Source organism: Streptomyces pratensis (assembly GCF_037137275.1).
GTDB lineage: Bacteria > Actinomycetota > Actinomycetes > Streptomycetales > Streptomycetaceae > Streptomyces > Streptomyces pratensis_B.
The window spans coordinates 188267-210509 of the sequence record NZ_JBBBEN010000089.1; the positions used below are offsets into that span (position 1 = coordinate 188267).

Annotated in this window: 19 protein-coding genes and 2 pseudogenes; 10 read left to right on the forward strand and 11 right to left on the reverse strand. The window is 73.9% G+C overall.

All coding sequences use genetic code 11. From position 1 onward, the window contains the following. Nucleotides 1-16: 16 nt before the first annotated feature. Together V9U70_RS15535 and V9U70_RS15540 are read right to left on the reverse strand one after the other, a co-directional pair. Nucleotides 17-1096 (reverse strand): AI-2E family transporter, encoded by a 1080-nt coding sequence (locus V9U70_RS15535; protein ID WP_336675714.1) that lies wholly within the window; start codon nucleotides 1094-1096, stop codon nucleotides 17-19. Between the two features lie 292 nt (nucleotides 1097-1388). Further along, on the reverse strand, nucleotides 1389-1811 hold the full coding sequence (locus V9U70_RS15540; RefSeq protein WP_336675717.1) for a PRC-barrel domain-containing protein: 423 nt from the start codon (nucleotides 1809-1811) through the stop codon (nucleotides 1389-1391). A gap of 342 nt (nucleotides 1812-2153) precedes the next feature. Here V9U70_RS15540 and V9U70_RS15545 point away from each other — a divergent pair, with 342 nt between their 5' ends. The 4 genes from V9U70_RS15545 (at nucleotide 2154) to V9U70_RS15560 (ending at nucleotide 6115) form a co-directional block, all read left to right on the forward strand. Beyond that, complete coding sequence (locus V9U70_RS15545; RefSeq protein ID WP_336675719.1) at nucleotides 2154-2708, forward strand: copper chaperone PCu(A)C; 555 nt, start codon at nucleotides 2154-2156, stop codon at nucleotides 2706-2708. A gap of 150 nt (nucleotides 2709-2858) precedes the next feature. Continuing rightward, on the forward strand, nucleotides 2859-3329 hold the full coding sequence (locus V9U70_RS15550) for an SPW repeat domain-containing protein (protein WP_336675720.1): 471 nt from the start codon (nucleotides 2859-2861) through the stop codon (nucleotides 3327-3329). Nucleotides 3330-3405: 76 nt separating this feature from the next. Further along, complete coding sequence (locus tag V9U70_RS15555; protein ID WP_336675722.1) at nucleotides 3406-5301, forward strand: SMI1/KNR4 family protein; 1896 nt, start codon at nucleotides 3406-3408, stop codon at nucleotides 5299-5301. A 310-nt stretch (nucleotides 5302-5611) separates the two neighbouring features. Then, nucleotides 5612-6115, forward strand: coding sequence for an NUDIX hydrolase (locus tag V9U70_RS15560; RefSeq protein ID WP_336675724.1), 504 nt, complete (start codon nucleotides 5612-5614; stop codon nucleotides 6113-6115). 14 nt (nucleotides 6116-6129) lie between these two features. Here the strand turns inward: V9U70_RS15560 and V9U70_RS15565 are convergent. The 3 genes and pseudogenes from V9U70_RS15565 to V9U70_RS15575 form a co-directional block, all read right to left on the reverse strand. Then, nucleotides 6130-7459, reverse strand: a pseudogene (locus V9U70_RS15565) (ATP-binding cassette domain-containing protein); the annotation flags it as partial. Nucleotides 7460-7532: 73 nt separating this feature from the next. Continuing rightward, complete coding sequence (locus V9U70_RS15570) at nucleotides 7533-8573, reverse strand: NAD(P)-dependent alcohol dehydrogenase (RefSeq protein ID WP_336675726.1); 1041 nt, start codon at nucleotides 8571-8573, stop codon at nucleotides 7533-7535. A 103-nt stretch (nucleotides 8574-8676) separates the two neighbouring features. After that, nucleotides 8677-8880, reverse strand: a pseudogene (locus V9U70_RS15575) (SDR family oxidoreductase); the annotation flags it as partial. 461 nt (nucleotides 8881-9341) lie between these two features. Between V9U70_RS15575 and V9U70_RS15580 the strand changes: the two are divergent. The 5 genes from V9U70_RS15580 (at nucleotide 9342) to V9U70_RS15600 (ending at nucleotide 14135) form a co-directional block, all read left to right on the forward strand. Beyond that, complete coding sequence (locus V9U70_RS15580) at nucleotides 9342-10214, forward strand: SigB/SigF/SigG family RNA polymerase sigma factor (protein WP_336675727.1); 873 nt, start codon at nucleotides 9342-9344, stop codon at nucleotides 10212-10214. 233 nt (nucleotides 10215-10447) lie between these two features. Next, nucleotides 10448-11386 carry a TetR/AcrR family transcriptional regulator gene (locus V9U70_RS15585; protein ID WP_336675728.1) on the forward strand — a complete coding sequence of 313 codons (939 nt, stop codon included), beginning with the start codon at nucleotides 10448-10450 and terminating at the stop codon, nucleotides 11384-11386. Between the two features lie 210 nt (nucleotides 11387-11596). Continuing rightward, nucleotides 11597-12490, forward strand: a complete 894-nt coding sequence (locus tag V9U70_RS15590; protein WP_336675729.1) for a beta-keto acid cleavage family enzyme — start codon at nucleotides 11597-11599, stop codon at nucleotides 12488-12490. Nucleotides 12491-12543: 53 nt separating this feature from the next. Next, the gene (locus V9U70_RS15595) at nucleotides 12544-13551 is read left to right on the forward strand and encodes a 3-hydroxyacyl-CoA dehydrogenase NAD-binding domain-containing protein (RefSeq protein ID WP_336675730.1); all 1008 of its coding nucleotides are present in this window, start codon (nucleotides 12544-12546) and stop codon (nucleotides 13549-13551) included. Beyond that, nucleotides 13548-14135, forward strand: a complete 588-nt coding sequence (locus V9U70_RS15600; protein ID WP_336675732.1) for a thioesterase family protein — start codon at nucleotides 13548-13550, stop codon at nucleotides 14133-14135. Before V9U70_RS15595 ends, V9U70_RS15600 begins: the two co-directional genes overlap by 4 nt. A gap of 59 nt (nucleotides 14136-14194) precedes the next feature. On the opposite strand, the gene V9U70_RS15605 is transcribed toward V9U70_RS15600, so the two are convergent. Beyond that, nucleotides 14195-14863 carry an adenosylcobinamide amidohydrolase gene (locus V9U70_RS15605; protein ID WP_336675837.1) on the reverse strand — a complete coding sequence of 223 codons (669 nt, stop codon included), beginning with the start codon at nucleotides 14861-14863 and terminating at the stop codon, nucleotides 14195-14197. A gap of 298 nt (nucleotides 14864-15161) precedes the next feature. Between V9U70_RS15605 and V9U70_RS15610 the strand changes: the two genes are divergently transcribed. Then, nucleotides 15162-16169, forward strand: a complete 1008-nt coding sequence (locus V9U70_RS15610) for a PRC and DUF2382 domain-containing protein (RefSeq protein ID WP_336675734.1) — start codon at nucleotides 15162-15164, stop codon at nucleotides 16167-16169. A 140-nt stretch (nucleotides 16170-16309) separates the two neighbouring features. On the opposite strand, the gene V9U70_RS15615 is transcribed toward V9U70_RS15610, so the two are convergent. The 5 genes from V9U70_RS15615 to V9U70_RS15635 form a co-directional block, all read right to left on the reverse strand. Continuing rightward, entirely contained in the window at nucleotides 16310-17533 is a 1224-nt protein-coding gene (locus tag V9U70_RS15615) for a beta-ketoacyl-[acyl-carrier-protein] synthase family protein (protein ID WP_336675736.1), read from the reverse strand. After that, a complete protein-coding gene (locus tag V9U70_RS15620) occupies nucleotides 17530-17805 on the reverse strand; it encodes an acyl carrier protein (RefSeq protein WP_336675839.1) in 276 nt (91 codons plus the stop codon). The genes V9U70_RS15615 and V9U70_RS15620 overlap by 4 nt, the downstream gene beginning before the upstream one ends. A 108-nt stretch (nucleotides 17806-17913) precedes the next feature. After that, nucleotides 17914-19938, reverse strand: a complete 2025-nt coding sequence (locus V9U70_RS15625) for an acyl-CoA dehydrogenase family protein (protein ID WP_336675738.1) — start codon at nucleotides 19936-19938, stop codon at nucleotides 17914-17916. 62 nt (nucleotides 19939-20000) lie between these two features. Then, on the reverse strand, nucleotides 20001-21257 hold the full coding sequence (locus tag V9U70_RS15630; RefSeq protein ID WP_336675740.1) for a beta-ketoacyl-[acyl-carrier-protein] synthase family protein: 1257 nt from the start codon (nucleotides 21255-21257) through the stop codon (nucleotides 20001-20003). Beyond that, the coding region (locus V9U70_RS15635) for a beta-ketoacyl-ACP synthase 3 (RefSeq protein ID WP_336675742.1) at nucleotides 21241-22243 on the reverse strand (1003 nt) is incomplete at its 5' end. The genes V9U70_RS15635 and V9U70_RS15630, both read right to left, overlap by 17 nt.

Below are 22243 nucleotides of genomic sequence, written 5' to 3' on the forward strand. Positions count from 1 at the left end.
CCCCTCCGCCGGCGTGTCACGCGTCCGCCGGCCGCTCGGCGGAGGGGCCGGGGGCGGGCGGGCCGTCGGGCCCGGCGTATCGGGCGCGCAGTTCGCGGAAGACTCCGAACGCGGCGGCGGTGACCGGGACCGCGAGGAGCACTCCGACGACGCCGGCCACGGACGCGCCCGCGGTGAGCGCCACCAGGACCACCGCCGGGTGCATCCGCACCGTCCGGCTCTGGACCACCGGCTGGAAGATGTTGCCTTCCAGCATCTGGACCGCGAGCACCACTCCCAGCGCCCACAGCGCGATGACGAGTCCCCGGTCGGCGAGGGCGACCAGTACGGCGGCGGTCCCGGAGGCGAAGGCGCCGAGGTAGGGGACGTACGCGCCGATGAAGACGATCGCACCCAGTCCGAGCGCCCCCGGCACACGGAGGATCAGCAGGCCCGCGGTGATGCACACCGCGTCGACGAGCGCCACCACGGTGGTCCCCCGCATGAACCCCTCGACGCCCTCGAAGGCCCGCCGGGCCATCGCCTCGACGAGGTCGGCGCTCCCGTGCGGGACGAGCGAGCGCAGGGTCGCGGCCGCCCGGTCGGAGTCGCGGAGGAAGAAGAACACCAGCAGCAGGGCGAGCACCGCCATGCCGAGAGCCTGGGCGGCCATGCCGACCCCGGTGACGACCCCGGAGGCGACGGTCCCGCCGAACCGGTCCAGGGTGTTCAGCGCGTCGTCGGCGAGGTCCTCCAGTGAGGTCTCGGCCAGCCCGAATCGGTCGGCCAGGCTCCGTACGGCCCTTCGGAGCGAGGCGACGATCTGGTCCCACGTGTCGACCAGCGTGACCGTGACGACGTACACGGCGCCGCCGACGGCGCCGAGCACCGCTGCACAGGTGGCCCCCGCCGCGACGGACCGGTTGACCTTCGCCCTGACGAGCCACCGGTGCAGCGGGAGCAGGAGAGCGGTGCCGAGCAGGGCCAGCAGGACGGGGACGACGGCCGGCCGGAGCGCCACGCACAGCCGAATCCCGATATAGGCGACCCCGCAGACCAGCAGGATGACGGCACACCAGGCGGCCAGCCGCCGGACGGGTTCGGGGAGTGTTCGCACGCGGTCAGCCTAGGCATCGGGGGTGTGCATCGACGGGAACGGCTTGCTCCGGCGGAAAGGTGTCGACCCCCGGTGCGCCCGGCCCCGAGGAGCGGAACGGCGTGCCGGCCCGGCCCGATCCGCGGACGGGTCACTCCGGGGAGGGGAACGGCGGGGACGCCCGGGTTCGGGCGGCGGAGCGCGGGCGGCGGCTGCCCCCGGCGTTTTTGGGTGAGCAGCCGTCGGTGAGCCGGGCGGCGCGCCCGCCCCGCGCCGGGGCGAAGCCGCCGACTCCGCCCCGGCGAGGCAGCGCTCAGGGCGTCAGGCGGGGGTACATGTAGCCGGGCACCCAGAACGGGGTGTAGCCGTAATGGGTGTAGAGGCGGCCGTAGTAGTCCTCGTAGTCCTCCGGCTCGGCGAGGTCGGGATCGTAGGCGGGCGACTCGGTCACCTCGTCCCGTGTGCGATCGATGCGCACCTCGTCCTCGCCCACCTCCGCGACGGCGTCGACCGGCACATAGCTCTTTTTTTCCCCGAGACCCAGGAAGCCGCCGTGCTCCAGGACCAGGAAGCGGACCTTCTGACCCTCCTCGTCGATGACGAGATCACCGATCTTGCCGAGTTCGTTGCCCGACCGGTCGATCACCTTCCGGCCGCGAATGTCCTCCTCGGGGGAGGCGATCACGTGAGGCGAGTCGGACAGCCTGGTCATGACGGGGATGCCACCGGATTCCATGAGTCCTCCTTGCGATGTCGTGCATCGCGGCCGGAACGCCGGCCGCGCTTTCTGTCTGCCTGGGTTCCCGACTTCCGCTGGGGTATGCGTGGCCCGGCCGTCGCGCGGAGGGCGCGAGGAGGCCGCCTCCAGAACGCGGGAGGCCCCTCCTCGCCGTGTGAGGCCGCCGCCCGCTGCCCGGGGGCCCGGTAGTCGGCCCCCCGGAATCGTCCCGGAGCCCCACGGCACGCGTACGGCATACGGCTCAACCTTTCGGGGCCCCGGTCCCGTACGGGCATACATGGGCCGAACGCTCACAGACGCCACAGACTCGGTAGGCACGACGACGATGAGGACTCGCCCATGAACAGCCGCCCCTGCCTCGGCCGCCGCCTGCGCCGGGCCGCTTACGCACTGACCTGCTGCGGCCTCCTGGCCACGATGCTGGCGGGTTGCGACTCGACCTCGGGTGAGTACAACCCGCCCGGCGCGAACGTCCGCATCGGTTCCATGCTGATCCGCTACGCCCACATCTCCGAACCGCCGAACGGCCCGTGGGAGGCCGGGGACGACGCTCCCCTGTACGTATGGCTGTACAACGAGGGGGCGACGGCGGACCGGCTGCTCGGCGGCGAGACGACGATCGCCCGTTCCGTGGACGTCGTCACCGGGGAGGGCGCGCCTCGGGGACCGGTGGCCGTGCCGCCCGGGAAGCTGGTGGCCCTGGAGGAGGGCCGCCCGCACCTGCTGCTGCGGGGGCTGAAGGAGCGGATGCGGGGCGGTGACTACGCATGGGTGACGCTGCGCTTCGAGCGAGCGGGGGACGTGGCGCTGCAGATGCACGCGCAGGCGCCCACGTACGTGGACGAGGACGCCACCGACCATCCTGGGCTCACCCCTCCCTCGCCTGGGGAGTGAGCGGCAGAACGCGCGGCCGGCCGTCTCGCCGCGGCCCGGGGAGGCCGCCTGCCGGCCCGGCCCGTGACGCACGGCCGGGCCGACCGCATGGAACGGGGCGGCAGGGGAACCCGGGGAGCCCACGCCCCCCGTCTCGGGAAGGAGACCGCCATGTCCCGTGGTGACGCCCCGCCCCCGCACTCCCGCGTCAGCCCACCGCCCCGGACCTTCGCGCGCGGCCTGCGCAACGAACCGGTCACCGCCCTCATGCTGATCGCCTCGCTCTGGCTGTTCGTCGGAGCCTGGGTCCTCGGCTACCCGTTCAACGAACCGGCCGGCGACGCCCACCTCACGGAGATCATCATCGGCATCGTCGTGTTCTGCGTGGCCGTGGCCCGGCTGGTGAAGCCACGGGGGCGGGCCAGCGATCTGGTCGTCCTCGCGGGCGGAGCATGGCTGATCGTCGCGCCCTTCGCGGTGAGCTACGGCGACACCGCCGCGGCTGACGCCGCCCGCGTCAACGACATCGCCGTGGGCGGCGTGCTGGTCGTCCTGTCGGCCGTCTCCCTGATCCTCGCCCGGACCGTCTCCTCCCGGAGCCGGCGACCGGCCGCCCACTCCGGCGGCCGACGCGGCCGATGAGACATGCCGCCAGGGACGAAGCCGGCCCGAGCCCCGCAACAGCATCGATGTCAGTGCCTGGTGCCATCATCCGATCATGAGTGGCGAGCCTTTCAACTGGTACGAGTTCCTCGGACGGTGGCAGGAGGAGTGGGTCCCGGGCGAGGACGACGAGGGGGACGAGGACGGCGGGCGAAGTTTCGTCGGTCCGGGCCGGCCGGGGGCCGACGAGGAGGCGATCGTCGCGGCAGAGGAGCGGCTGGGACGGCGGCTGCCGCCCTCCTACCGGACGTTCCTGTCGGTGAGCGACGGATGGCACGTGGAACAGGCCGCCGGGATCTACCAGCTCGGCGGCGCCGCGGACATCGACTGGTTCCAGGACCCCTTCGGCATGTCCCCGATGTACGAGGACAATCTGGGCGACGACCCCCGCGAGGAGGACGTCCTGCTGGCCGGAATGTGGCGACGGGCCCTCCAGCTGGAGACGGACTCCGACATGTCGAACGCCCTGCTCGACCCGGGCGACAAGGACGAGGACGGCGAGTGGGCGCTCTACGTCTTCCAGGGCTGGGGCGGGGAGACACCCACTCGTCACGCGTCGTTCCGCGCGTACATGGAGGCCATGTACCGCGGTTTCCACGGAGACCGGGCGCGACAGCCCGGCTTCGTCAACGCGACCACCCGCGCCCAGGACGCCCATGTGGAAGAGGCGCGTCTGCTGGCCCTGCGCGGACGGTACGAGGAGGCGCTGCCCCTGCTGGAGGAGGCGGTGTCCTTCGGGCGGCCGCACAGTGGCTTCCTGCTGCACCAGCTCCGGCAGCTGCTGACGCCGCACGGGTACCGGGACCACGGTTTCCTGATGCCCGACCCGCTCTATCTGCCGGAGCTCCTCCCCGTCCAGGCCATGGAGCCGGGCCACGGCGGGCGGTCGCCGGACGAGGACGGCCGTTGGCTCGGGATGATGGCTGCCCGAGGGGTCGCGCGGGGGACGGCAGAGGCCGTCCTGGGCGCGGTGCGGGACGGCGCCCACCGTTACGCTCCTGAGGGACCTTGGGGCGCCGCCGTCGCCCGCGCCCGGGAGTCGGCCCGGTGGGGGGCGACCGACGCCGCGTGGCGGGAGCTGCGCGACGCGCTCGCGCTGTGGGAGGCCCCCGGTCCCCTGCTGATCGCCCCGATCGGCCTGCTCGCCGACCCGGTCCTCGGCCCTGTGATCACCCCGGAGCGCGGGCGGGAGATCCTCGCGACCCCCCGGGCCGGGGAGACGGGGGCCGCCCCCGGACCCGCGCCCGATCTCGACCCGCCCGGCCTCGTCTGGCTGACGGAGCCCGAGGCGTACCGGGAGCCGTCCGACGGGTACCGGTGCGTGTGGGTCGAGGGGGCCGACCCGGCCGACCTGCCCGGTCTGCTGGGCGAGGAAGGCGCCGGGCTGAGCGCGCCCACGGACCAGTGGACGGCGCGTCGGCGGGCACGCGCCTCGCAGGGGCGGGAGGACGGGGAGCTTTGGATCGACCGGGCCGTCGTCTCCGTCGGGCGCACCGCCGAGGGGTGGGCCTTCGCCTTCGAAGGGCGCTCACCCCGCCTGGGCCCGTTGTCCGTGTCCCCCGCCGCGGCCGCCTCCTCGTCGGGGCGCGCGGTGGTGGTGCGGCGGGACCTGGACAGCCCGTTCCCTGACGAACATCCCGCCGCTTTCCACCTGTCGGTGGCCGAACACGGCGAGGAGCTTTACGCGTTCACCGTGCGGGGTACGGAGGTCCAGCGCTCGGGCGCGATACCCGAGGCCCTGGACCCCGCGCGGCTGTTCAGCCCGGACGGCACGGAGCTCGGGAGCGAACTGCGTGTGCTGCGCGCCCTGCACACCGAATACGGCCTGTCGCTCCCCCGCTTCGCGTTGACCCGGGGCCGCCTTCCGTCCTTCACCACCCGGTCCTGGTCGCGTCATCCGCGCCCGAACGAGGGTTTCGCCCATTTCGGCTCCCTGGGCCTTTACTCGTGAGAACGAGGGGCGCGGGCGCGTCCGGGACCATGGCCTGAGCGACTCCCGGCCGCGCCCGCGGTCCCGCGCCCGCACCGCGCGGGTCCGGCGGGGCAGACATCTCCGCGGGGCCCGTCCCCGCCGTCCGGGACCGCCGCGCCCTGCGCCGGCCGGCCCCGCAGCACCGCTCACGGGCGCAGACCGCTGTGCGCCGACCGCCCGATCGTGTACGCCGCCCCACGCCCGGCGCGCCCTCTCCGCGTTTCGCCGCGCCCGGCGCGCCCCGAGCCGCGCTTGGCGCGCCGTGACCCCGCGCAGCACACTGGGCGGCATGGCGACGGGCAGGCGCAGTGCGGGACTTCTTCTCTTCCGGGTGACCGAGGCCGGGGGCGAGCGGGACGTCGAGGTGTTGATCGGCCATATGGGCGGGCCGTTCTGGACGGGGCGGGAGGCCGCCGCCTGGTCCGTGCCGAAGGGCGAGTACGGGCCCGGGGAGGACGCGGCGGCGGCAGCCCGGCGGGAGTTCGAGGAGGAGCTCGGGGTCGCCGTCCCGCCGGGCAAGTGGGTGGCGCTGGGCGAGTCCCGCCAGCGCAGCGGCAAGACGGTGGCGGTGTGGGCGGTGGAGGCGGAGCTGGACGTGGCGTCCGTGGTGCCGGGGACCTTCACGATGGAGTGGCCGCGCGGCTCCGGCGTGCAGCGGGAGTTCCCGGAGATGGACCGGTTCGCCTGGTGCACGCCGGAGCAGGCGGCCGAGCGGCTGATCGTCGGCCAGCGGGTGTTCGTCGACCGGCTGCGCGCCCGCGTGCGCGGGGCGGGCCGGTCCCCCGACGCGTAAGCCGTGCCCAGGCGTCAGGATTCCGCCCGCTGCCCGGCGAGGCCGCCCGGCCCCGGCAGGAGGCTCCCTGCCCGGACCGCCCCTGCCGGGCGGCCGTCGCGCAGTTCCAGGACCTCTCCGGTGAACCGGGCGTGGAAGCTGCGGTCGTGCGAGACGACGACGACCGTGCCCCGGTAGTGGTCGAGGGCCCGTTCCAGTTCCTCCACCAGGCTCAGCGCGATGTGGTTGGTCGGCTCGTCCAGCACCAGCGCATCGGCCGGCCGGGTGACCAGGCGGGCCAGGGCCAGGCGACGCTGCTGGCCGACGGAGACCTCCGCCACCGGCACGGCCAGGTCCGCCGGGTGGGACAGCCCCAGGGCCAGGAGGTCGTCGGCGTGTTCGCCGGGGTGGCCGGCGGCGAAGGCGGCGAGCAGGGTGCGCCGGGTCGGCCGGGCGGGCAGCTCCTGAGGGAGGTAGCCGATCCGGGCCTGCCGGTGGACCGTGCCCGTGCCGGGGGCCAGGTCCCCGGCGAGGACGCGCGGGAGGGTGTCCTTCCCCGCTCCGTTGTCGCCGGTGACCAGCAGCCGGGTCCCGGGCCCCACCCGGAGGGAGGGCAGGCGCAGACGGTCACGGAGCCCAGGGCGACCAACGGCGCGCCTTTCTCCCTCTCATCGCTCTCCGCGGCGACGAGGGGGCCGCCGGTGAAGGCGAGCGGTTCCGGCGGGGCGGGCACGGGCGACCGGCGGAGCGCTTCCAGGCGGGCACGGGCCGCTCTGACCCGGCCGGACAGTTTCGCGTCGTGCGAGCGGCGGTGCTTGCCGAAACCCTCGTGCGGGTCGCTGCCGGCAGCGGCGAGGCGTTGTCCGGCCGCCTGGGCCGACTCCTCGGCACGGGCCAGGTCCGTCAGGTACTCCTGGTGCTCCTGGCCCCGCCGCCGGCGGGCGGCGGCTTACGGTAGCCGCCCCAGCCGTCCCCGTACCGGGTGATCGTGCGCAGATCGCGGTCGACCTCCAGGACCACTGGGGTGACGCGCTCCGGGAAAGCCCGGTCGTGGGTGACCGTGACGACGGTCCCCCGGTGGGCGCGCAGCCGGTCCTCCAGCCAGTCGGCGGCCCGTGCGTCGAGGTGGTTGGTCGGCTCGTCGAGCAGCGGCAGTTCGGGGGCGGAGGCCAGTACGCAGGCCAGCGCCAGGCGGGACTGCTCGCCGCCGGACAGAGTGGCGAGCGTTCGTTCGCGGGTGAGGTGGGCGAGTCCGAGCCCGTGCAAAGCCGCTTCGGTGCGGGCGTCCGCACGGTAGCCGTCGCAGTCCTCGTAGGCGGTGAGGAGATCCCCGTACGCCGCGAGTTCGGCGGCCGTGGGCTCGGGCCCCCGGGCGCCCCCGCCACGCCGCGGGCCGTCCTCCGGAGGCCTACGGCGTGGCGGCACGGGCGGGCGGGGCTCAGCCGTTGGGGAGGATGACGGCCCGGCCGTTGATCCGGCCGTCGTGGAGGCGTTCGTAGGCGAGCGGCGCCTCGTCGATGGAGTAGGTCTCCACATGGACGTCCACCGCTCCGGCCTGCGCCAGGTCGAGCACCTCTGCGAGCTCCTTGCGCGAGCCCCAGTAGGGCGCGGACACCGCGGTGCCGTACGGAAGCGTCCCGAAGCCGACCGGGAGCGCGCCGCCGCCGATGCCGACGATCGTGACGTCTCCGTCCACGCGGGCGACGGCTCCGGCGGTCTCCACGGTGGGCGGCGCTCCGACGAAGTCGAGGACCACGTGGGCGCCGAGCCCGCCGGTCAGCTCCATGACGCGGGCGGCCGCCTTCTCGTCGGAGAGCACGGTTTCGTGCGCGCCGACGGACCGGGCGAGGTCGAGCTTGTCCTCTGTGACGTCCAGGGCGATCACCCGGGCGGCCGTCATGGCGCGCAGGAGCTGGATCGCGACGTGCCCGAGGCCGCCGGCGCCGATGACGACGGCGGTCGCGCCGGGCACCAGCTTCGTGAGGGACCGCATGATCGCGTGGTAGGGGGTCAGCCCCGCGTCGGTGAGCGGCACCGTCTTCACCGGGTCGAGGCCGCCGATCGGCACGAGGTGGCGGGGGTCGTCGACGATCATGTACTCGGCCATCGCGCCGGGCGCGCCGAGACCGGGCGGCATGATGCCGAGCCGCTGGGCGCGCAGGCAGTAGTTCTCCTTGCCCTCGGCGCAGTTCACACAGGTGCCGCAGCCCCACGGCCCGTACACCGCGACGGAGTCGCCGATGTCGAAGCCGTCGGCTCCGTCGCCGAGAGCGGCGACCGTGCCGACTCCCTCGTGGCCCAGGGTGAGGGGCAGCGGGAAGGGGATCTGGTCGGCGGACCAGCTCATCACGGCGATGTCGGAGTGGCAGACGCCGGCGGCGGTGACCTTCAGCAGGACCTGGCCGGGGCCGGGCTCGGGGTCGGGGACGGTGACCACCTCGGGGGCGGCGCCGACGGAACGGTACTGAACGGCTTTCATGGGGTCTCCTTCTTCTCTTCTTCGCTCTCTTTGTCGCCCCCGGGCTCCCGCTCCGCCACTCGGGCCGGTCAGGGGGCGGAGTAGCCGCCGTCCACCAGGTGGTACCGCCGTCCACGAGGTGGTAGCTGCCGTGGATGAAGGAGTCCCTGTCGGAGAGCAGGAAGGCCGTGAGTTCGGCGACCTCCTCAGCGGTCCCGAGGCGTCCGGCCGGGTGCAGCGAGATCAGGTGGTCACGGACCTGGGGGCCGGTGTCGCGGAGCAGGGGGGCGTCGATGAAGCCGGGGCCGACCGCGTTGACGCGGGCCGAAGGCCCCTGCCGACCGGGTCGCGGAGGCGGGTCGACGGCGAAACCCGGCCGAAGGCGCACGCCCTCCCGTGCGCGGGCCGGCCGCGCCCGGCCGCGACGACCCGGCTGACCGGGGGCCGGTCAGCCCGGCGCGCGCCCGCGCCGACGAGCGGCGAATTCGACTCATCCGTAGACCAATACGCGCCGCTGCGGTCCCAACGGCCCCCCGGTTGTGGCACCCTGGTGGCGACCGCCCCACCGGGCTCCCCCGTACCGGTGGGGCGGTTCCCGTGCGCCCCGCGCCCCCTGTCGGCCGCCCCGAGTCCGTGCCCCTCACATGACGTGACCTCAGCGCCGAACAGAGCCCCCGACCGGCCGACGCGCGCCGCGTGACGAGATCAACTGACTTCCCTACGTATGAGCTCCCCGGACCAGGGAAGGCGAGTAAACCTCATGGCCTACGACCCGGGGAGCGTGTCGATATGACAAAGCACAGTGCGCAGATCGCCGGTACGGAGCGAATGGAGGCCGCGGAGGAACTTCCGTGGATCGAGGATGCCGGGAAGGTCGCTCCGATGGACGCGCGCCGGCTCTCGCGCCTCTTCTTCGACCGGCTCCAGACCCTGGAAGAGGGCACACACGAATACCAGTACGCACGCAACACCCTGATCGAGATGAACCTCTCGCTCGTCCGCTTCGCCGCCAACCGCTTCCGCAACCGGGGCAGTGGCGACATGGAGGACATCATCCAGGTCGGCACGATCGGGCTGATCAAGGCGATCGACCGGTTCGACCTGTCCCGCGAGGTCGAGTTCACCTCGTTCGCCGTCCCGTACATCGTCGGAGAGATCAAGCGATTCTTCCGCGACACCAGCTGGGCGGTCCACGTGCCGCGGCGCCTCCAGGAGCTGCGCGTCGATCTCGCCAAGGCGAAGGAGGCCCTCTCGGGCGACCTCGACAGAGACCCCACGGTGCAGGAACTGGCGGAGTACCTGGGGATCGAGGAGTCCGAGGTGACCGAGGGGATCGTCGCCTCCAACGGCTACACGGCCGGCTCTTTGGACATGCCCACCGACACCGCGGAGTCGGGTACCCAGCAGGCGACGGGGCGGACCTTCGCCGACGTGCTGGGCGGACCGGACCCGGCCATGGAAGCCGTGGAGAACCTCCACGCCCTCGCACCGCTGCTCGGTGACCTGGACGAGCGGGAACGCCGGATCATCGACATGCGCTTCGGCCAGGAGCTGACCCAGGCGCAGATCGGCGCCGAACTGGGGATATCGCAGATGCACGTGTCCCGGCTGCTGAACCGCATGCTGGGCAAGCTGCGCAGCGGGATGCTCACTCAGGACTGACCCGCGCCGACCGTGCGCGGCCGAGGCGGCAGGAGCCGCGTGGGCCTCCGCAACAGCGCTTTTCAGAAGCGGGCAGACGACGCACTGGAGCCCGTGGCGGTGGACGCCGACGGGGAATGAGTGTCGTTGAGGGGCTGACTGATCCATCAGTCAGCCCCTCAACGCCTTTGCTTCGAACGGCTCTCCTTGGCTGACGTTGAGGTTTTCTCAACGCCCGGCTACGGTGGCTGACCATGCAGCAGGACGAGGTGGCCGAACGGGTCCGACAGGTGATCGACGCGACGGGAGTGAGCGCGAGGGAATTCGCGCGCCGGATCGTCATCGATCCGTCGAAGCTGTCCCGGTCCCTGAACGGCACCCGCCGCTTCACCGCCGCGGAGCTGGCCCGGATCGCGGACATCGGCGGGGTGGACGTCGGCCTGCTCCTCTCCCCGGCGGACCCGCCGGACGGGGCCGGCTTCGGCCGTGCTCCCGCCGACGGCCGGGTCGGCCTGCGCCGGCCGGACGGTGAACCGGCGCCGGCGATCCGGCCGACGCGCCGCCCGGCGTCCTCGCCGCCGCCGGGACCGCCCGAGGGCGGCAGACCGCTGCAGATCGTGCGCGAGACCGTCCGGCTCATCGCGGAGCGCGGGTTCCACGCCGTGCGCGTCGCGGACATCGCCGCGGCCTGCCGGACCAGCACGGCGGCGATCCACTACCACTTCCCCGGCCGCGACGAGCTGCTGGAAGCGGCCGTGCGCTGGTGCATGGACGAGGACACCCGCCGCCGCGCCGAGGCCACGGACCCGATCCGGCGCGCCGGGGACGAGCTGCGCCGACTGATCGAGCTCCAGACTCCCCGTACCGAACAGCAGCGGCGGCAATGGTGCGTCTGGCTCGATCTGTGGGCCGAGGCCGCCCGCTCCACCACCGTCGGGCGGCTCCACGTGGAGTACTACCGTCAGTGGCGGGGGACAGTGGCCGACGTGATCCGCCGCGGCGTCGAACAGGGCGTGTTCCGCCCGGTCGACGCGGACGCCGCGGCCCTCACCCTCACCGCGCTGATCGACGGGCTGGCCTCCCAGGTCCTGGCCACCGAGCCCGGCCGGCCGGGCACCGGCGCCCAGGCCATGCACGACGCACTGCTCGCCCATGTGGACGCCTGCCTGACCGTGCGTCCCCCCGCCCCCTGACCCCGCGCCCCCACATTCGGTCCGGCGACGGCAGGGGCCCTACGGCCGCACGCGTCGGGCGGCCTTCCCACGCCGCCCGCACCCCGGACAGACGCCCCGCACATCCCGCACCCGCACGGCCGGACGCTCGCCCCTCCGGCCGCACGTCCGCGCCTCCGCATTACCGAAGAAGACGAACCCCGATCCCCCCACCTGAGGAGAGACACCCGCATGCCCGTGAACCAGGACGTCATCATCACGTGTGCCCTCACCGGAGCCGGTGACACCGTCGGCCGCAGCCCCCACGTGCCGGTGACGCCGGAGCAGATCGCCGCCTCCGCAGTCGAGGCCGCCGGGGCCGGGGCGGCCGTGGTGCACGTCCACGTCCGCGAGCCGGAGACCGGCGCGCCCTCCCGCGATCCCCGCCTCTACCGGGAGGTCGTCGAGCGCGTCCGGGAGACCGGCACGGACGTCATCATCAACCTGACCGCCGGAATGGGCGGCGACCTCGTGATCGACCCGGAGGCCCCGCTCCGGACGATGCCGGGAACCGACCTGGTCAGCGGGGTGGAGCGGCTGCCGCACGTGGAGGAGCTGCTCCCCGACATCTGCACTCTGGACTGCGGTTCGCTGAACTTCGGGGACGGCAGCAACCTCTACGTGTCGACCCCCGACATGCTGCGCACCGGCGCGAAGCGCATCCAGGAGCTGGGGGTCCGGCCCGAGCTGGAGATCTTCGACACGGGGCAGCTGTGGTTCGCCAAGCAGCTGCTCTCCGAAGGGCTGCTCGACGACCCCACGGTCTTCCAGCTCTGCATGGGCATTCCGTGGGGCGCGCCCGCCGACCCGGGCATCCTCCAGTCGATGGTCAACCTGCTCCCCGCGGAAGCCCAGTGGGCGAGCTTCGCGCTCGGCCGGATGCAGATGCCGTGGGCCGCCCAGTCGATCCTCCTCGGCGGACACGTCCGGGTCGGTCTGGAGGACAACCTCTACCTGGACAAGGGCGTCAAGGCCACCAATGCCCAGCTGGTGGAGCGCGCCGTGCGGATCACCGAGTCCCTCGGCTCCCGGGTGGCCACGCCCGACGAGGCGCGCGCGAAGCTCGGCCTGCGCCCGCGCGGCTGACCGTCGCCCACCTCATCGCCCCCTCCCCCATGTGCTCCTGGAGAGTGTCGCCCGTGTCCGTCGTCCCCACCCCTGCGGCCGCCGTGTCCGCCCCCGCCCCCTGCTCGCCCCAGGACGTACGCCGTGTCGCGTGCATCGGGGCCGGGGTGATCGGCGGCGGCTGGGCCGCCCACTTCCTCGCCCGCGGCTATGACGTCACGGCCTGGGACCCGGCTCCCGACGCTGCCGCCCGGCTGCGCCGCCTGATCGCCGCCGCCTGGCCCGCCCTGGAGCAGCTCGGCCTGGCCAAGGGTGCCTCGCGGGACCGGCTGACCGTCGCCGCGGCCCTCGAAGAGGCCGTCGCCGACGCGCAGTTCGTCCAGGAGAGCGCCCCCGAGAAGCTGGATCTCAAGCGCGATCTGCTGGCCCGGCTGGACGCCGCAACGCCCGCCGGCACCGTGATCGCCTCTTCGACCTCCGGCTACCCGATGACGGACATGCAGACCCAGGCCGCCGACCCCGGGCGGCTCGTCGTCGGGCACCCCTTCAACCCGCCCTACCTCATCCCACTGGTCGAAGTCGTCGGGGGCGAACTGACCGCGCCCGCCGCGGTCGACTGGGCCTCGCGCTTCTACGACGCCGCGGGCAAGTCCGTCATCACCATGGATCGCGAGGTCCCCGGCTTCATAGCCAACCGGCTCCAGGAAGCGCTGTGGCGCGAGGCGCTGCACATGGTCGCCAACGGCGAGGCGACGGTAGCGGAGATCGACGCGTCGATCACCGAGGGGCCCGGGCTGCGCTGGGCGGTGATGGGCCCGATGCTGACGTTCGCGCTCGCGGGCGGCGAGGGCGGCATGGCCCATATGCTCGACCATTTCGGCCCGTCCCTGAAGTCGCCCTGGACCCGGTTGGACGCCCCCGAACTGGACCGCGCCCTGTACGACGCCGTGGTGGCGGGCTGCGAGGACGCGGCGGGCGGCCGGAGCATCGCCGACCTGGTCGCCGAGCGGGACCGGGGCGTCATCGACGTCCTGCGCGCGACCGGACGCCTCCCCGGGTCCGCCGAGGGGGCGGCCCGATGACCGAGCAGCAGACATCCGACCAGGCGCACCGGGAGCAGGAGGACGTCGTGCGGGACGGCGACGCGACGGCCGGCCACTCCGAGGGGGCCGGGCAGGACACCGGCCTCCCGTTGACGCGCCGCACCGTGCGGCCCGAGTGGATCGACTACAACGGCCATATGAGCGAGGCGTTCTACGTCCTGGTCTTCGGGTACGCCACCGACGCGATGATGATCGAGACGGGACTGCACGCCGGGTACCGGGAGAGCACCGGCTGCTCGCTCTACACCGTCGAATCACACGTCCGTTATCTCCGTGACGTGGTGGAGGGGGCCCATCTCGCCGTCCGCACCCGGATGTTGGGCACGGACGCGAAGAAGGCGCGCTTCTGTCACGAGATGTACGTCGTCGGCGCACCGGACGCCGTGCCGGAGCCGACCGCGGCTCCGGTCGCCACGAGCGAACTGCTGGCGCTCCACGTGGACCAGCGCGCGGGCCGCACCGCGCCGTTCCCGGACGGTGTCCGGGAACGGCTGGCCCAGCTCGGCGAACCGGCGCCCCCGTGGGCGGGCCGCTCGATCGCCGAGGTGCCCGCGCCCCGCTGACCCGGGGCGGCGGGACGCCTCGGCCGCGGGTGGGACGGGGCCCGTATGCGTCAGGCGTCTCAGCACCCCGCGCGGGCGCCTGCCCGGACGGCGGTGTGGACGGCGCGCGCGATGCGGGAGCCCCAGCGGGACCGGGGGCCGGCGAAGGCCTCACCGCCGTCGGGGCCCGGTTCCCCCGCCGCGACGCACACCGCGTCCGTGGGGGTGCCGGAGCAGTCGAGACCGGCGTCCAGGAGCGCCTGGACCTTGGCCTCCGTGACGGTGGCGACGGCGTTGACGAGGGCCGCGTCGGAGAGGGCGGCGGGGACCGTGACGACGATGTTGACCGTGCCCGGCCCGTGCGGTGCGCCGGGGCCGGTGTCCGGGGCGGCCGCCCAGCCCCGCACGCCGAGCCCACTCGTGACGGTCGCGGTGACGCCCCCGTCGTGGCCGGTCGTGTACCCCCGGACGTCCGCGGCGGTCATCAGACCCGCGCCGGGGCCGGTGAGCCGCTCCGCGGCGGCGATCTCGGCGAGGTGGCGGTCCGGATCGAGGCGGGGGTAGCCGCCGGGGACCTGGGCGTTGAGGAGCCAGGCACGAGGGCCGATGCCGCCGCCCAGGACCGCGCTGCTGCAGACCCGGACGCCGGGGCCCAGCCGCCACACGAGGTGGTGGAGGCGGTGCCCGTCCTCGTACCGGTCGCGGAGTTCGCCGCGTTGCGCGGGCAGGTGGAGGCGTGCGGAACGGATGGCTCACCCCAGGTGGCTCGGCGGTGGGCTTCCCTGGGGTCGCCGTGTCCGGCCGATCATATGCGGGGCCGCCGGTCTCACTCGATCGGCCTAACGGACGTCGGGGAGCCGGGGAGCCCTCGTACTCGCTACGGGCCCGCGCACCAGGCCTTTCGGAGCCCCTGCCGGGCGTCGGACCCACGCGACCCGGGCGGGCGGGCGGTTGCAGCGTCCATGGGGGTGAGGCGCGATGGAAGCCGGACGCGCCACACCTGGTGGAGCCACCCACAGGGCGTGTCCGGGCGAGGAGGAATCGGTTATGGGAGCCGCTGACGGTTTCACGGATTCCGGAGAGCTCGACGGTCTGACCGTGTACGACAACGAGGGCGAGAAGGTCGGCAGCGTGGGCCGGGTGTACGTCGACGACGACACCGGCAACCCCGACTGGGTCACGGTGAAGACCGGGCTGTTCGGCATGAAGGAGAGCTTCGTACCACTCGCCGGGGCCCGTCGGGTGGGCTCCGACCTGCATGTCGCGCATCCGAAGGAGAGCGTCAAGGACGCGCCTCGGGTTGACGCGGACGCGCATCTCTCCGTCGCTGAGGAGGAGGAGCTCTACCGGCACTACGGTCTGACCCGCAAGTCCGGCGCCGCCGGGAGGACCCGGCCGACCGGCACGGATGCTCCGACCGCCGCCGGGACCGGAACGATGGGCGCGGCGGGCGCCGCTGGTACGGGGCGCGCCACCGGAGCGCCCCCGGACGCCAAGGCGACCGGGAAGGCGACGACGGCGGGCACGACAGGAGCGGGCATGGCGGGAGCGGGCGGCGGTACGGGCAGGAATCGCGACGCGGGCGCCTCACGCCCGCTGGCGGGCGCGGGAGCGGGCGCGTCCCGGTCGGCCGACATCAGCGGCAAGGAGGAGATGGTCCGCTCCGAGGAGCAGCTGCACGTCGGGACGGAGGAGTACGAGAGCGGCAGGGCGAAGCTGCACAAGTACGTGGTGACCGAGGAGGTGTCCCGGACCGTGCCCGTCTCCCACGAGGAGGTGCGGGTGGTCCGCGAACCGCTGCAACCGGGCGAGAAGACCGCCGGAACGGCGAACATCGGCGAGCAGGACGTCGAGGTCACCCTGCACGCGGAACGCGCCACGGTGCGCAAGGAGGCGGTGCCGGTGGAGCGGGTCCGGCTGGAGACCAACCGGGTCACCGAGCAGAAGGAGGTGTCCGCCGAGGTCCGCAAGGAGAAGATCGACTACGCGGACGGCACGGACATGGGCACCGGAAAGGACGCCGGTGGCGAGTTCGGCAAGGGGCGGCGCCGCTGACCCCCGGCGCATCGGTGGCCGTGAGGCCGCTCCCATGTCCACGGCCGCAGGGCGGACCCGTTTTCCCCGGGTCCGCCCGGCGGCCGGCCGGTGTGACGCGGGATCGTCCCGCCGCGCCGGCCCGACCGTTCCGCCCGGGGTTACGGAGCCTGTAGGGCGATCACCGCGTTCTGGCCGCCGAAGCCGAAGGAGTGGCTGACGGCGCGCCGGACGGGCAGTGCGCGCGGCGCCTTGGTGACGCAGTCGATGGCGAACCCGGGGGCCGGTGCGTCGAGGTTCGCGATCGGTGGGACGAGTCCGTGCTCAAGGGTGAGGATCGTCAGACCGGTCTCGATCGCCCCGGCCGCGCCCATGCAGTGGCCCAGTACGCCCTTGGGGGCGGTGACGGGCGGCCGGTGCGGGTAGGCCCGGGCGATGAGCGCGGCTTCGGTGGCGTCGCCCTGGAGGGTCGAGGTGCCGTGCGCGTTGACGTGGTCGACGTCTTCCGCGCGCCAGCCCGCGTCGCGCAGTGCGGCGTCCACGGCGGCCCGCGCGATGTCGCCGGAGGGGTGCGGGCTGGTGGGGTGGTGGGCGTCGGTGGTGGCGCCGGCGCCCGCGATCAGCGCCCGCGGCGAGGCTCCTCTGGCGCGGGCGTCGTCGGTCCGCTCCAGGACCATGACGGCTGCGCCCTCCCCCATGACGAGCCCGGCCCGGTCGGCGGCGAAGGGCCTGCAGAGGCGGGCGGGGTCACCGTCCCTCGGGGCCGCCGCGCCCGAGCGGGCGAGGCCCGTCATGGCGACGGGGAAGACGATGGACTCGGTGGCGCCGGCGATCGCGATGTCGCACCGGCCCAGGGTGAGCAGATCGCGGGCCACGGACAGCGCGGTCACCCCCGAGGAACAGGCCGTGCACGGGGCCAGGCTGGGGCCGGTGGCCCTCATCCGGATGGCGATCTCGGCGGCGGGCATGTTCGGGATGGTGAGCAGGATGCCCGAGGGCGAAGTGGCCTCCGGCCCGCGTCGCTCCAGGGCGACGGCCTGTTCGGTGAGTCCGGCCGATCCCCCGCTGCTGGTCCCGACCACGACCGCGACCCTGGAGCCGTCCCAGTGCGCCGGATCGAGGCCCGCGTCGGCCACCGCCTCCCGGGCGGCGAGCACGGCGAACTTGACGTACCGGCCCATCCGGAAGGCCGTACGGCCTCCGACAGCGTCGTCCAGGTCGATGCCGGAGACCGTGCAGGCGAAGTCGACCGCGCAGCCTTCCAGCTCGGGGACGGTGCGGGCGGGTGACTCCCCGGCGCAGACCCCGTCCCAGGTGGTGTCGGTGGTGTTGCCGACCGGGGTGATCATGCCCAGGCCGGTGACGGCGACGGCGGGTCGATTCATCGGGTGTTGCTCACCGGCGCCGTGCCGTCGGTCGCCGCGCCGCCGACGGCCGCGTCGAGGAACGCGGTGATGTCGGCCAGGGTGGCGCCCTTGTAGAGCTTCTCGGAGTCCGCGGTGATGCCGAGGGTCTCCTTGATGATGACCGCGAACTCGGCGACCGCCAGGGAGTCCATCTCCAGGGTGTCCATGGTGGACTCCGGAAGGATCTCGGCCGCGGGTACCTTGAACGTCTCGGTCAGCACCTCGGTGATCTTCGGGTGGATGGTCTGCACGGTGTTTCCTCTCATCGTTGTCTCGTCGGTATCTCGTCGACGGTCGGGCGGACGGCGGTCGGGGAACGCAGCGGCCCACCTCGAAGTAACTGGATGCCGATCCTCCGGTTACGCCTTGGGGTGAACCGATTCGTCAACGTCCACCTGCGGCTTCTCGAACCATCGGGCGAGCATGGAGGTGGTCCCCCAGTAGGCGAGGAGCACCCCGCGGGCGCCGAGGGCCGCCACCTTCTCCCGCAGGGGGCGCCGCCTGCTCCCGCAGGCGGGCCGCCGGAACCCCGCCGTGCGGTCCTCGGCCCCGGCCCTGCGGCCCCGATGCCAGGCCCCTTCGGGATCGTCGTAGGCGTCCGCGTAGCCGGGCCCGGCGATCGGCCAGTCCGACATCAGGCGCTCCGGCAGGGCGAAGGACTCCACCAGGGCGGGGGCGCGCCGGGCCACGGCGGTGATCGCCGCCTCCAGCGCGTCCGGCAGGGACTCGACCTGGTCGGCGGTCAGCCGTCCGGCGGTGAGCAGCTCACCGCTGTTGCGGGTGATCCACCGCAGCGCGAACAGCCGCTGCAACTCCGTCAGCCGGTCGCGCGCCGGTCCCTCGGGAAGCGAGGCCACCGCCCGTGCGTAGGCCTCGCCCGCCTGCCGGTAGCCGTATGCCTCGACACCTCGCAGCGCGGCTTCCGAGGCGGCGTTCCAGCGCTCCAGGGGGCCGCCGGGCGGCGCAGCGCTCATGCGGGCGCGGGCGCGCGCGAACCAGCGGTCCTCCACCGCCGCGAGCAGTCGGCAGAGGAAGACCGGGTCGTCCAGCTCGCCGGGGCCCACGGCGGGTGCCTCCTGCCTGCCGGTCGCGCTGAACAGCATCTCGGCGGCCGCCTTGGCGTGCACGGCCAGATTGTCTCCCTCGGCGGTGATCGCGCCTTCGATTCCGGTGAACAGCTCGGTCATGCCGTTGTTCTCCAGGAGCCCCTGGGCCCCGCACCGCTCACGGCACTCGACGATGACCCCGCGCGCCTGCCAGGTGATCCACCCCTTGGCGACGGCCACCAGCCGCTCCGCCTCGTCCCGGTCGGACTCTCCGGCGGCCTCCCAGCGGTCGAGCGCCCTGCGGTGCAGCAGACTCATCGCGAAGACGGTCGCCATCGCCTCGGCCAGCGGACCGTGATGAGTGCGGTGCGCGTACACCGGCACCCGCTGCGAGGCGCGCGAGCCGGAGATGAGCCGGTGACCGGCGTACCGGACGGCGATCGCCAGGGCCACCCGGGCGGAGCCGACCGCGCCGGCGCTCATGGAGAGCTTGCCCGGGGTGACCCGGCCGATGGAGGCGAGGAACCGTCGCCTCCGGTTGGTCAGTTCGCTGGTGAAACGTCCGTCGTCGCCGATCCTGCCCTGCTGTCCGGCGAGCAGCGCGTCGCGCGGGACGGCGTATCGGTCGAAGGAGGTCAGGCAGTGGTCGACCGGGGAGCCCATCCGGGCCGGCAGCCGGCGGACCCGTACGCCGGGCAGGGCGCGGTCGTCGTCGGTGAGCGGGGCGAGGAAGAGGAAGACCCCGTGGTCGACGCCGTCGGCCAGCAGCCGGGCCGCCACCACGCCGGATTTGGGCCCCCCGACGGGGCTGGTGTTGGGCATGAACTTCTGCGCCCCGGCGTGCGGGGTGTGCAGGACGAAGCCGTCGCGCTCGCGGTCGTACGTCGCGGTCGTCTCGACGGCCGGCGCGTCGTTGCCGTGCGCCACCTCCGTACAGAGGAAGGCCCCCACGCGCCGCAGGGCGAGGAAGTCCGAGAGGTCACGCGGCGCCCCGGCCTCGTGGTCGAGGAGACTGCCGAGGAAGAGGTTGTAGTGGATGCCGGCGACGGTGGTCAGCGCCGGGTCGACCGGGCCGAGCCACTCGTGCAGGGCGGCCAGCGCCCTGGGGTCCGCCGCCAGCCGTGCGCCGCTGTCGAGCATGTCGTTGAGGACGCGCAGCCGGCTGTACGCGAGGGCGAGGCGTTCGTCGGGGGTGCCGCCCCCGGGGCGGCGAAACGGTTCTGTGGTGATCAGCCTCCGCCAGAACCCGTGCTCCTGGCGAAAATTCGGCCCGTAGAGCACCCGGGTGAGCGGATCGTCCGCCGGCGGCAGGGAGGCATTATTCGTGGTTACTGTCACAACGGAGTAACGATCACGGAACGGCGAGGACACCCCTCGCCGTCCCGAAATGCCCCTGCCCGTCAGGCGCGTTGGAAAGCCAGCGCGACGTTGTGGCCGCCGAAGCCGAAGGAGTGGCTCACCGCCGTCTCGACCCGCCGGTGACGTGCTTCCTTCGTCACGCAGTCGAGGGGGAACGCGTCGGGGAGCGCGTCCAGGTTGGCGATCGGCGGGATCACGGAGCGCTCCAGGGTCAGCACCGTGGCCACCGCCTCGATCGCGCCCGCCGCCGCGAGGGTGTGCCCGATCACCCCCTTGGGCGCTGTCACCGGCGGGCGATGAGGGAAGAGCCGGGAGATCAGGGCGGTCTCCATGGTGTCGTTGAGCGGTGTGGAGGTGCCGTGGGCGTTGATGTGGTCGACGTCGCCCGGCTGCCAGCCCGCCTGGTCCAGCGCCGCCTGGACCGCCCGCTGCGCTCCGTGCCCGCCAGGGGCCGGGGCGGTGGGGTGATGGGCGTCCGTGCTGGACCCGGCCCCGGCGAGCAGGGCGCGCGGCCGGCCGCCCCGGCTCCGCACACCGGCCTCCCGCTCCAGGACGAGCATGGCGGCGCCCTCGCCGATGACGAAGCCGTCGCGGTCGGCGGCGAACGGCCGCGACGCGCCCGCCGGATCGCCGGTGCGGGTGGACAGGGCGCCCATGCGGGCGAAGGCGGTGACGACCAGCGGGGTCAGCACGGACTCCGCGCCGCCGGCCACCACCACGTCGCAGGAGCCGCCGAGCAGCAGGTCGCGGGCGACCGCGACGGCGGTGGCCCCGGACGCGCACGCGGTGGCGGGGGCGAGGCTCGGGCCGCCCGCCTTCAGCGCGATGGCGACCTCGCCCGCCGCCGCGTTGGGGATCATCATGGGCACGAGCAGCGGGGAGACCGCCTCGGGACCGGAGGCCGCCAGCTTCGCGGCGTTGTCCACGAGGACGGAGACTCCGCCGACGCCGACGCCGAGGACCACCCCGACCCGGTCGCCGTCCCACACCGCCGGGTCGAGGCCGGCGTCCGCGACCGCCTGCCGGGCCGCCACCAGCGCCAGCTTCACGAACCGGGCCATCCGCCACACCGAGCGGCCGCCCACCGCCGCGTCCAGGTCGATGTCGTCGACCGGGCAGGCGAAGTCGACCGGCAGACCTGCCAGTTCCTCACAGCGCCGGGCGGTGGAGAGTCCGGAGCACAGCCCCTTCCAGAAGCTGTGCTCGTCCGCCCCCGCGGGTGTCACCAGGCCGACCCCCGTCACCGCGATCGCGGTTCCGGTTCGGGCCTCGGCGCCCTGATCAGCGGGCTGCGACATGCTGTGTCCCTTCCGTGGAATCCGTAGAAATCGTTTCCCTGGCCGCCGGCCAGCGCAGCGCCGCCGAGCCCCAGGTCAGTCCGCCTCCGAACGCGGTGATCAGCACCCGGTCGCCGGGGCGGAGCCCGCCCCGGCCCATCGCGTCGGCCAGCGCCAGCGGAATGGAGGCGGCGCCCGTGTTGCCGACCCGGTCCAGGTGGGTGACGCAGCGCTGCGGCGCGATGCCGACCCGGTCCGCGACGGCACGCAGAATCCGGGCGTTGGCCTGGTGCGGCACGAAGCGGTCGACCTCGGCCGGGTCCCAGCCGACCCGTTCCAGCAGCGCCCGGCACGAGCCGGTCATCCGCTCGACGGCATGCTGGTAGACCGTGCCGCCCTGCATGCGGAAGAAGGCGTCGCCCGCGCTCGCCGCCCCGCCCGCCCGGCCCCGGGCCCCGCCGCCGGGAACGGTGATCAGGTCGTAGCCGGCCCCGTCGCTCCCCAGGTCGAACGCGAGCAGTTCGCCCGGGTCGCCGGAGCGGCCGGCCGCCACCAGCGCCGCGCCCGCCCCGTCACCGAAGACGACGCCCGCCGAGCGGTCGTCCGGGTCGAGCCAGGTCGAGTAGACGTCGGCGCCGACCAGCAGGATGCGTTCGTGGAGCCCCGAGGCGATCAGTCCGTGGCAGAGGGCCAGCCCGTAGACGAAGCCGCTGCACACGGCGGCGATGTCCAGCGCCGGCACGGTCCCGAGCCCGAGCCTGGTCGCGAGCGCGGGAGCGGTGCCGGGGCAGAGGTGGTCGGGGGTGGCGGTGGCCAGGAGCACCGCGTCCACCGGTCCGCCCGCCGGGGCGCCGGCCAGCAGCCGTGAGGCCGCCTCGAAGGCGAGGTCCCCGGTGGCGACTCCCGGTCCGGCGCGGTGCCGGCTGCCGATGCCGGTGCGGCGGCGGACCCAGGCGTCGTCCACGTCCCAGTGGGCGGGGAGCCGGTCGTTGCCGACCGGCTCCCCC